At 68.4% G+C, this 1,005-nt stretch carries 2 protein-coding genes; both read right to left on the reverse strand.

All coding sequences use genetic code 11. The annotated features are described in order from the left end of the window. Positions 1-5: 5 nt before the first annotated feature. Positions 6-176 (reverse strand): hypothetical protein, encoded by a 171-nt coding sequence (locus KJS59_RS30625; protein WP_213457481.1) that lies wholly within the window; start codon positions 174-176, stop codon positions 6-8. A gap of 5 nt (positions 177-181) precedes the next feature. After that, on the reverse strand, positions 182-1,005 hold an 824-nt coding region (locus tag KJS59_RS30630), incomplete at its 5' end, for an IS701 family transposase (protein ID WP_213457483.1).

Consider the following 1,005-nt stretch of genomic DNA (forward strand, 5'->3'; position numbering starts at 1 on the left):
TACTGCTACGGCGGTTCGTTACCTTTGGTGACTTCGAGTCGTTTGCGATAGTGGGCGGCTTTTGCTTCGGCTTGCCTGCGGCGGCGCCAGGTTGACCAGTGCAGCACGTGATCGGCGGCGGCACGTCCGACGAGGACGAGTTTGCCGAACAGGCGCCGGATCTCGTTGCTGCTCAACGGGATCAGCTCGTCTTCTGTGCCGCCTGTCCCCCTTTTACGGCTTCGGCGGCGCGGGTGGCGACCAGGAACGCCGCCGCGGTCATGGCCAGGGTGATGTGGGCGTACCAGGCGTCGTAGCGACGGACCTGGTACTGGTCCAGGCCGACCTCGTTCTTCGCGGTCTGGAACGACTCCTCGACCGCCCACCGGGACCCAGCGACGCGGACCAGTTCCCGCAGCCGGGTACCACGCGGACCGAAACACACGTAGTAGGCGATGTCGGTGGGATCGCTGATGCTGCGTCGGGCCAGGACCCAGCCGCGCCGGCCGTGGGCGAACTGCCGCCGGATCGGCAGACGGGCCCAGTCGTAACGACGCGGTCCGTGCGCGCCGTCACCACACGACAGTTGGGTCCACGCACCTGCCGGCACCTTGGCGATGAACTGGTCGACCCGGGTGGTGGTGAACAGCCCGGAGGCCACCTCATCGTCACGGCGGGTGGCCATCACGTAGGCGATGTCCTCATCCTCCAGCCAGGTACGCAACCCCGGGTTCTGCCCGTACGCCTCGTCGGCGGTGAACCACGCGAACGGCACCCCCGCCTCGACCGCCCGTTGCAGCATCGCCCGCGCCTGCTGGGGCTTGGTCGCGAACTCCACCTCGTCTGGCACCGCCGCAGCCCGACACCGGCCCCGGTCATCGGTCCACGAGGCCGGCAGGTACAACTCCCGGTCGATCAACGCCCGCCCGGCATCAGTGACGTAGCACAGGAACGTCCCGATCTGGCAGTTGTCCGTGCGACCCAGCGTGCCCGAGTACTGCCGCTGCACCCCCGCCGACCGGCAAC

The sequence above is a fragment of the Rhizomonospora bruguierae genome, assembly GCF_018397995.1.
In the GTDB taxonomy this organism is placed as follows: Bacteria; Actinomycetota; Actinomycetes; order Mycobacteriales; family Micromonosporaceae; genus Rhizomonospora; species Rhizomonospora bruguierae.